The organism is Rahnella sp. AN3-3W3 (assembly GCF_003263545.1).
Classification (GTDB): domain Bacteria; phylum Pseudomonadota; class Gammaproteobacteria; order Enterobacterales; family Enterobacteriaceae; genus Rahnella; species Rahnella variigena.
This window is the reverse complement of record NZ_JYDG01000083.1, coordinates 1-10091: the sequence shown is the minus strand read 5'-3', so window position 1 is coordinate 10091 and position 10091 is coordinate 1. Positions and strand designations below refer to the sequence as shown.

At 50.7% G+C, this 10091-nt stretch carries 8 protein-coding genes; all 8 read left to right on the top strand.

Annotated features, from left to right (window positions below):
* On the top strand, window positions 1–278 hold a 278-nt coding region (locus tag UC15_RS19915; RefSeq protein ID WP_369964529.1), incomplete at its 5' end, for a DUF6708 domain-containing protein.
* 55 nt (window positions 279–333) lie between these two features.
* A complete protein-coding gene (locus UC15_RS19910; protein WP_112290387.1) occupies window positions 334–1095 on the top strand; it encodes a DUF6708 domain-containing protein in 762 nt (253 codons plus the stop codon).
* Window positions 1096–1151: 56 nt separating this feature from the next.
* Complete coding sequence (locus UC15_RS19905; protein WP_112290385.1) at window positions 1152–1910, top strand: DUF6708 domain-containing protein; 759 nt, start codon at window positions 1152–1154, stop codon at window positions 1908–1910.
* Window positions 1911–1966: 56 nt separating this feature from the next.
* On the top strand, window positions 1967–2728 hold the full coding sequence (locus UC15_RS19900) for a DUF6708 domain-containing protein (protein ID WP_112290384.1): 762 nt from the start codon (window positions 1967–1969) through the stop codon (window positions 2726–2728).
* A gap of 121 nt (window positions 2729–2849) precedes the next feature.
* On the top strand, window positions 2850–3677 hold the full coding sequence (locus UC15_RS19895; RefSeq protein ID WP_112290382.1) for a hypothetical protein: 828 nt from the start codon (window positions 2850–2852) through the stop codon (window positions 3675–3677).
* Between the two features lie 146 nt (window positions 3678–3823).
* Window positions 3824–5047: a hypothetical protein gene (locus UC15_RS19890; protein WP_112290380.1), complete on the top strand. Its 1224-nt coding sequence runs from the start codon at window positions 3824–3826 to the stop codon at window positions 5045–5047.
* Window positions 5044–8472 carry an ImcF-related family protein gene (locus tag UC15_RS19885; RefSeq protein ID WP_112290379.1) on the top strand — a complete coding sequence of 1143 codons (3429 nt, stop codon included), beginning with the start codon at window positions 5044–5046 and terminating at the stop codon, window positions 8470–8472. The genes UC15_RS19890 and UC15_RS19885 overlap by 4 nt, the downstream gene beginning before the upstream one ends.
* Complete coding sequence (tssA, locus tag UC15_RS19880) at window positions 8472–10064, top strand: type VI secretion system protein TssA (protein WP_112290377.1); 1593 nt, start codon at window positions 8472–8474, stop codon at window positions 10062–10064. Before UC15_RS19885 ends, tssA begins: the two co-directional genes overlap by 1 nt.
* Window positions 10065–10091 lie beyond the last annotated feature (27 nt).

The window sequence follows — 10091 nt, the reverse complement described above, 5'->3', positions numbered from 1 at the left end:
AAATACGTTATTCCAGTGATCGTTATAATATGGGCTTCCAGCTTTTCGGTTCGGTTTGCGAGCCGGGCACAAATAAAGTCGTTACCCGCTTTCTGATAGCTAAAGAGCGCAGCTCACAAGAAATGCTGTGCCAGATCTGGAGTTATCTCTCTGTCTATATGCAGCATGACTCGGTCACAGCAGATCCGGTAGAAACCGGCCGGTCTGACGACTGGCGCCCGCGCAAGGCAGACCGCTGGCCAGACGATATGGAACGGGAGTCAACAACGGCACCTTAAAGCGCCCTGCAACCTACGCAAGATGGATAACTAAATCTAAAAGGATTGCCCTCGAATGCCTCTGTTTACCATTGACGAACCTCAACCGAGACTTAATCCACCTGTCAAGAACTGGCGGGAAGATATGCCGGAGAATCATGAGCCACAACTGGTGCCCCCTAAGCTACGCTGGCTGACAGCACTGAATGATACATTTATAGAAGTGCCTCGCTACAGCACAGAAGTCTCATGGGTAGGAGTATTTCTTAGTGGCATTATGTCTTCCATTCTTGCTATCGGTTTTGGCGTTTTTGGTTTATTCATGCAAGAGGGTGTTGATGGCTATTGGATGATAGTCATGGGAGCGACGGGAGCATTTGGTTTATTTACTCTCGCTTTTTTTGCTCTGAAAGTTTACTTTGTTCAACCACGCGTCCAGCCCCTACGCCTCAACCGTAAACACCAAAGAATCTATATTTACGAATATAACCGTTCGCGTTTACCCTGGCTAAAATGGCCAACCACCATCCGGTCATATGACTGGGCGGATGTTCGCGGCGAAATACGTTATTCCAGTGATCGTTATAATATGGGCTTCCAGCTTTTCGGTTCGGTTTGCGAGCCGGGCACAAATAAAGTCGTTACCCGCTTTCTGATTGCTAAAGAGCGCAGCTCACAGGAAATGCTGTGCCAGATTTGGAGTTATCTTTCGGTTTATATGCAGCATGACTCGGTCACAGCAGATCCGGTAGAAACCGGCCGGCCTGACGACTGGTGCCCGCGCAAGGCAGACCGCTGGCCAGACGATATGGAACGGGAGTCAACAACGGCACCTTAAAGCGCCCTGTAACTTTCGCAAGATGGAAAAGCTAAACCTTAAAGGATTGCCCTCGAATGCCTCTGTTTACCATGGAAGAACCACAGCCGAAACTCACTACACCCATTAAAAACTGGCGTGAAGACATGCCGAATAACCACGAACCGCAATTGGTGCCCCCTCAGCTACGCTGGTTAACGATGCTTAACGATATCTTTCTGGAGGTACCCCTTTACAGTACGATAGTTTGGGGAGGAATGCTTGCAAGTGCAGTTTTAATGTTCATTCTTGGGGTTGTCGTTGGGGCTTTTGGTTTTGTCATTCAGGGCGGCTACGATGATTATGCGATGACCGCAATAGGATTGGGTGGAGCATTTATATTCTTTTGCTTAATGCTTTTTTGCCTGAAAATGTATTTCGTCCAGCCTCGAGACCAGCCCATTCGCCTGAATCGCAAACGCCAAAAAATTTATATATTTGAGTACAAACATACGTTCTTACCCTGGCGTAAATGGACCACCACTATCAGGTCATACAACTGGGCGGATGTTCGCGGCGAAATCCGTTATTCCAGCGCACGTTATGATTCCGGGTATCAGCTTTTCGGTTCAGTCTGTGAACCCGGCACTAACAAAGTCGTTACCCGCTTTTTGATTGCAAAAGAGCGCAGCTCACAGGAAATGCTGTGCCAGATCTGGAGTTATCTCTCTGTCTATATGCAGCATGACTCGGTCACAGCAGATCCGGTAGAAACCGGCCGGCCTGACGACTGGCGCCCACGCAAGGCAGACCGTTGGCCGGAAGATATGGAACGGGAGTCAACAACGGCACCTTAAAGCGCCCTGTAACTTTCGCAAGATGGAAAAGCTAAACCTTAAAGGATTGTTTCCAAATGCCTCTATTTACCATGGACGAACCTCAACCGAGACTTAATCCGCCCATTAAAAACTGGCGGGAAGATATGCCGGAGAATCACGAACCTCAGCTGGTACCACCGCAGCTACGTTGGTTGACGACGATGAACGATACCTATCTGGAAGTCCCTCGTTACAGCGCTGAAGTCTCCTGGGGAGGGGTGCTTGCATGGGCAATTTTAATGTCGATTATTGGCATTGGTGTTGGGGTTTCTGGTTTTGCCATACAACATGGCCACACTGGTCATGGGATGATAATTATAGGATTGGGAGGGACATTTGTTTTTTTTGCTATGGCCAGCTTTGGCTTGAGAATGTACTTAGCCCAGCCCCGAGACCAACCCATTCGCCTGAATCGGAAACGGCAAAAAATTTATATCTTCGACTACAAACGTGCGCAACTCCCATGGATGAAATGGCCAACAACCATCCGCTCTTACGATTGGGGCAATGTTCATGGCGAAATTTGCTATTCCTATGCAAGGTTAGACTCGGGGTATCAGCTTTTCGGTTCGGTTTGCGAGCCGGGCACAAATAAAGTCGTTACCCGCTTTCTGATTGCTAAAGAGCGCAGCTCACAGGAAATGCTGTGCCAGATCTGGAGTTATCTCTCTGTTTATATGCAGCATGACTCAGTCACAGCAGATCCGGTAGAAACCGGCCGGCCTGACGACTGGTGCCCACGCAAGGCAGACCGCTGGCCGGAAGATATGGAGCGGGAATCGACCACCGCACCTTAAAACGGTTTGCATCGGCAACTGACTTTCTTCTCTCAGAATTTTTTCTGCTCAAATCGAAACGTAGAACTGTGCCGTCTTATTATAAATTAAAAATGTTTTTGTTTATCTAAAGGAATTTTAAATGAAAAGAATTAGCTTAATGCTTTGGATTGGTTTGCTCATTAATATACTCATTACATGTATTGCATGGTTTAATTTATCTGAAACAGCAGGCGGGTACGATTATAACAATTCACACCTGGTGTGGTCTATTGTACTCCCGTTATTTATTGTTGCGTTGGCCATGCAAATTGCAAGTATTGGCTTGTTATTTCTGGCACCAAAAGCGGGGCGAATTATCGCAGGCATTGGCGCATTTTTCATGCTCCCCATTGGCATGGTGTTTTTCATTGGATATATGTCAAGTTACGAAAAAAAATCTAACCAGGGTATGACTGTATTCTCATCACCTGAAGAAGAAAACAATATAAACACTGAGGGGAAAACAGGTTTAAATACACCTGCAGAAGGAAGTACGGAAGAAAACACAGAGATGAATGAAAGTGTGAAACTATACTTCAAAACAACGCCATTTTTTATTAATGGCGTAGTGTTTATTGTCCTCGGAGGGGTGATAATGGTCATGGGCCTAGGGACCGGTAGTATTTTGGTAGGAGCCGGCGTGCTGGCTTTGGTTAATGGTTTCCGCCTGAACAATCGGGTAGTTATTGGGTTATCAAAAAATGAGTTAATAATTACACCTGGGCTATATTCCGAAACCTACCGGGTCCCATATAATAATGTCAAAGTCACGCATATGGATAACCGTCTTTTTAAGTTACACATACAAACACCTGACGTGGATAAAGTCTGTACTCTGCGTAAGGCCTGGCTTGAGGGGGAGCGTGACTATGTTTCGTCAGCCATGGCAAATATTTTGTCTAACCTGACTGAATCTCACGCCGCTTAAATAATAAATCATGGTGATTTCTATATTGCCTCAAAATAAACTCTGAGGCGAAAAACGAACAAGAGCAGAGAAATATAGTAACCTGTAACTCATTACCTGCCTCTGTCATTTAACCCCCCTGAGCTCTCTAATACAAGAAAAACGCTATGGCCGTAGATTTAAAAAACATCCCTGACACCTGCATCAGACCGATCCCACCTCGCCTGTCGCGCTGGATAGTTTTTCTTATTTTTCTAATTGGCCTAAGCATTGTTTATTCCAGGCTGGTGACAGGAGAAAATAATGTATTAGTGTCCGTGGGCATTCCTGGAATTATTACGGGATGCTTATATTTTTCGTCTTATTTGATTTATCTACTTAAGCAAATATTTGCCAGCGCCTACGATAAAGAAAGAGAAAATACTATTATTCAGGAAGTTCGCCGGGGTCGTCGTGCATTACAAATATTAGCAGCCGAGTGCTGTACCGCACACTCGGAGGCAGAGACACCCCTGGCTTCTGTATCGGCCAATTTGCTGCGTAATGACAATGTACTCTTTACCCAGCGTTCCTGGCGCGATGAGGAGAATATTCGTCTGAGCCAGTTAGCCCGAATAGCGGGTTTATCCGATGAAAAACACCTTGAAATGTTATTTATCTCACTGGCAAAACAATTAGCGCAAACACTTGCGCTATTGCCTGCAGATAAACCCCTGATGCTGCTATTTGAATCATCGTCATCAATACCTGAGGAGAAAGCAGAGGCTCTGTGGTGGCAAGCCTGGAAGACAAGCGGGATCCAACAATCCTGCTCGCGTATATCTGGCAGCGGAATGCAAGTTGTCGATGAATGGCTGGATCATCGCATTCACAGCGATGCTTTGTTGCTTGTCGTGTCATGGCAATATTCGCCAGTGAATACGCCCATGTCAGCAGAGGCGATTACCTGCATCTTGCTTGGCAACCGCCTGACCCAACATGCTATTTCACCTCTGGCCTTTCTTCATCGCCCCGAAGCCGTCGGGACATCACCGGATGCATTTGAATATGCTCTCGGGCAGGCGCTTGACTGGGTTCCTGTCGCGCCCGCCATACCCGGGCATATCTGGCTGGCTGGCGTAACGACTGATGACAGCGAGCATATACCTCTGATGAAGGCCATCAGTTCTGCTTCGTTGAGTGGTGTTGACCAACAAACCGGTGTACATGATTTTACCGATTATCTGGGCCTCCCTGATAAAGCGGCCTCCTGGCTTGCTGTTGCTGCAGCGGCTCAGGCAATACAACAACATCCTGCATACCATCTGCTGATATGTCTCGAACAACAAAATGGAAAGGTCTGGAACATGATTGTATCCCCGGCAATTTCTGGCCAGGAAGGCGAAAGATGAAACGAATTCTGTCCTTAATTAAAAAACCTGAACTGGTGTTCTGGTGCCTTATTTTAATCGGCTTACTCACAGGTCTCATGATGGTCTGGACCCTCTGCTGGCATCCCGAAAAATTAAACCTGATTCGGGCAACTCCAGGCTGGTACGCGTGGTTAAGCAGTTCGGTTGCCGCGTGCGTTGCCATATTTCTCATCGCCTTTTTCCTGTTTTGGGGAACACGCGTCGAGGGTCGCCGTAGTTTCAGACATGAACGGCAGAATATTTCCGGCGATGATGTTTTGCCCCCCAAAAAGCTGGACTCAAAGCTGCCCAATAAATCCCAGTCCGACCTCGCCCAGCTCAAAGCTCGGCTGCGCCGCCGCTACGGTCTGTTCTGGCGTTATAAAGTACGCCTGTTGATGATCGTCGGTGAGGCCAGTGAAATCACTGCCCTGGCACCTACACTGGCAGAACAGGGCTGGCTGGAAGGTCAGCGTACCGTGCTTATTCACGGTGGCAGTCTGCATGAAGCTGCTGACGATGCGCGTCTTTCTGAATGGCGGAAACTGCGTCGCACCCGTCCGTTTGATGGCATTCTCTGGGCCGTCACCGAATCTCAAACCAAAACGTCGCAGTGGATGGACGACGGTCTGCGCTCGCTTGAGAAAACCGGCGAAGCATTGCGTTATCAGGCGCCGGTATATCTGTGGCAGGTTTGCGAAAGCGACTGGTCGCAGGATGAACGTATCGAGCAGCCGGTCGGGGTTATTTTCCCGGCTAATGCCACCTCACAATCGGTAGAAAGAACGCTGAAATCGCTGATACCCCTGATGCGCGAGCAGGGAATGCAGCAGGTATTGACCCAACAGACACACGATTTTCTGCTGCGTCTGGCGCAGTCGTTAGGCGAGTCTGGTGCAGCCCGCTGGGGTCAGATACTTACACCCTGGTCTGCTGACTATGCCGCACGCATTCCAATGCGCGGCCTGATGTTCAGCTTGCCGCAGACCTCAGCAGCCTCTGCCGGTGTACATGATAAAACCTGGACACCGCCTGCAAGCTGGCAGAGCGTGCTGGATGACTGCCGGTCTGCACGCGGTCGTCGCGTCGGTCTGCCGTGGGAGCAAACGCTCTGCTACGGTGTGCTCGCGCTGATCGTCCTGTGGGGCATTGGCAGCGTGGTGTCCTTTGCTGTGAACCGTCATCAGATGGTCTCTGCCGCTGAGCAGACGCAATACCTCGCCAAACCGCAGCCTGTTTCCGATGAGCAATTAATTGCCTTGCAGACACTGCGCAATGATATCGGTCGTCTTCAGGCTCGCGTTACTGAGGGTGCGCCTTGGTATCAGCGTTTTGGTCTGGACCACAATGCGCAGTTGCTCACAGCCCTGCTGCCATCATATGGCAGCGCTAATAACCGCCTGATCCGCGATGCCGCAGCTGAAAGTTTGCTACATAAGCTCAACGAACTTGCCAGCCTTCCCGCCAACAGCCCGAAACGTGCTGCGCTGGCAAAGTCAGGCTACGACCAGCTTAAAGCATATCTGATGATGATCAGACCGGAAAAAGCAGATGCCGCGTTTTACGCACAGGTAATGAAAACGACACAACCGCAACGCCCCGGCGTGTCTCCGGGATTGTGGCAGAGTCTGGCTCCTGACTTATGGCAGTTTTATGCCGCCAACCTGCGCACGCAGCCAGACTGGAAGATTAAGCCGGATCTGGCGCTGGTTTCCCAGTCGCGACAGGTTTTGCTGGGTGAAATCGGTCAGCGCAATGCTGAAAGTACTTTGTATGAAAATATGCTGCTTTCAGTCCGCCGCAATTACGCAGACATGACACTGCTGGATATGACGGGTGATACAGATGCGCAGCGTCTGTTCAGAAGCGATGAAGTGGTACCGGGTATGTTCACGCGCAAAGCCTGGGATGAACAAATCCAGGAGGCGATCGACAAAGCGGTATCTTCGCGTCGCGAGGAAATTGACTGGGTGTTGAGCGATAACCGCCGGGCGATCTCTGAAGATATTTCACCGGAAGCGTTAAAGAAACGCCTCACTGAACGCTATTTCACTGACTTTGCGGGTAGCTGGCTGAATTTTCTCAATAGTCTGCGCTGGAATGAAGCTAAAAATCTGTCAGATGTTATTGATCAGCTTTCATTGATGAGCGACGTACGCCAGTCCCCGTTGATCGCCCTGATGAACACGCTGGCATGGCAGGGACAAACCGGACAGCAAAACGAAGCGCTGTCAGATTCTCTGGTGAAATCAGCCAAAGCACTCATCAATAAAGATTCACAACCTGCTATTGATCAGCACGCCAGCGGGCCTGTCAGGCCTCTGGATGAAACCTTTGGTCCGCTGCTCGCCCTGATGGGAAAGGGCAGTGCGCAGAACATGTTGTCATCGGACAGTTCGCTTAGCCTGCAAACGTTGTTGACCCGTATTACCCGCGTGCGCCTGAAACTTCAGCAGGTGGCGAATGCTTCTGACCCGCAGGAGATGACGCAAGTGCTGGCACAAACGGTGTTCCAGGGTAAAAGCGTAGACCTGACCGATAGTCAGGAATATGGCAGCCTGATCGCTGCCAGCCTCGGTGAAGAATGGAGCGGTTTCGGCCAGACCATGTTTGTACAGCCACTGACACAGGCATGGGAAGCCGTATTACAGCCCTCTTCGGCCAGCCTTAATGACCAGTGGAAAAACGCCATTGTTAACAACTGGAAATCCGCCTTCGACGGACGCTATCCGTTTGCTGCCAGCAAAAGCGATGCTTCTCTTCCGATGCTGGCAGAGTTTATTCGCAAGGATAGTGGCCGTATCGACAACTTCCTGACCCGTGAGCTGAGCGGTGTTCTGCACAAAGAAGGGACAAGCTGGGTGCCGGATAAAGTGAACAGTCAGGGTCTGACCTTCAATCCGGCATTTCTGGCGGCGATCAACCAGCTCAGCCAGATCTCCGACATCCTGTTCACCGACGGCAGCCAGGGAATGCGCTTTGAATTGCTGGCCCGTCCGGTTCCTGATGTTGTCGAAACGAATCTTTCGATCGACGGACAAAAATTGCGTTACTTCAATCAGATGGAAAGCTGGCAAAGCTTCCGTTGGCCGGGCGATACCTATAAGCCGGGCACCATGCTGACATGGACCTCGACCTCCGCCGGTGCCCGGTTATACGGTGATTATCAGGGGACCTGGGGACTTATCCGCTGGCTTGAACAGGCTAAACAACAAAAGCTGGATGAAGGCCGTTATCAGCTGACATTCACCACGTCAGACAAACAACAACTGCAGTGGATATTGCGCACTGAACTGGGTAAAGGCCCGCTGGGTCTGTTGCAGCTGCGTAACTTCACATTACCGGCACAGATTTTCCTGATTCAGGCTAGTCCTTCATCTGCTGAACAGCCTTTTGATCCCGATGCAATCGCCGAGGAGCCGTAATGACCACATTAACCACCCTGCTTACCGCCTGCGCGGCAGAGCCTGAATCTCTTTTATCTCAGGCAGAAAATCAGGTTGCCCTTTGGGATAAATGGTTGCAGCCAATTACACCGGATCAGCCCGCGGGCGAAGATCCGGGTTACGACGATGACTTCCAGCAAATGCGCGAAGAGGTCAACAAACTCTCCGGTGCGGATACTACCCTGACCTGCGAACTGGCAGAAAAACTGCTCGCCAGCCAATGTAAAGACGTCCGCGTGGCCACTTATTACATCTGGGCGCGTCTTCATCGTGACGGTGAGGCCGGACTGGCTGACGGACTTTCTCTTCTGGCCGGGCTGATTGCCCGCTACGGGGAAAACCTTCATCCTCTACGTGTAAACAGCCGCAAGACATCACTGGAATGGGTCGCAGGCTCCCGCGTACTGGACAGTCTGTCGCTATATCCTGAAGTCGATAAAACAGATTTTGCGCGCATCATTGGCGCACTTGTGTTGATTGAACAGGGCGTCAGAACCTGGAATGAATCCTCAAAACCAGAACTGGGGGCGCTCTACGCCGCACTCGAAAATCGCCTCGCTCAGTCAGGCGGGATGAACGCCGTCGTCCCGCAAACCAGTGCATCGTCATCACAGTCAGAAAACAGTGGTTTATCCCCTTCCCTGCGATCCGTGCAATCAGGGAGGGACCTGCTTGATCAGGCGAAAATGCTGGCAAAATACCTGCGGGATCAGCCGCAAGGGTGGCTCTCAGGCCATCATCTTATTAAGAGTGTGCGCTGGGACACCGTCCACGAACTGCCGCCGCTGGATGCCAGTGGCCGCACCCGCTTGCTCCCGCCCCGCCCTGAATATCGTGCTCAGCTTAAACGATTGTATTTGCAACAGAGTTGGGTCGAACTGCTGGAGCAGGCGGAATCCATGTTTGCTGAAGGCGTTAACCATTTCTGGCTCGATGTTCAGTGGTATTTGCATCAGGCACTCAGCAAAGCCGGCGCACCTTATGAAGGCTGGGCAACTTGTATCACGCAAGATCTGGCGCTGTTTCTCACCCGTTTGCCGGGTCTGGAAAGTTTATCATGGAGCGACGGCACGCCGTTTGCCGATGAAGTCACACAAGGCTGGATTAACCAGCAGGTGCTGGAATCTGTCTCGGGTTGGGGAAATGAACCCGCTGCCTCCGTGGCTTCAGGTGAAGATGACATTCTCCTGCTTGAGCCTGAAGCACTTGCCCAGGCAGACAGCGATGGCGTGGAGTCTGCACTGACCTGGTTGCAGACCAGACCGGGCATCCATACCGCCCGCCACCAGTGGCTGTTGCGCTTAGTGATGGCGCGGGTTTCGGAGCAGTACGGTAAAAATGATATGGCGCTGCATCTCCTCGGCAGCCTGGATAGTGACAGTCTCTCACTCACGTTGCCGCAGTGGGAGCCGGGGCTGGTATTTGAAGTGAAAGCCCGTCGGCTGAAATTACTGCGTATGAAATCGCAACGAGGAGACGGTGATAAAAACCGGATGATGGCCGACATGGACGTCTTACTTAGCGCACTGATAGCTATCGACCCTGCCCGCGCCGCCGTATTGTGCGGTTAATACCCAATAAAGGATTATCACAATGGC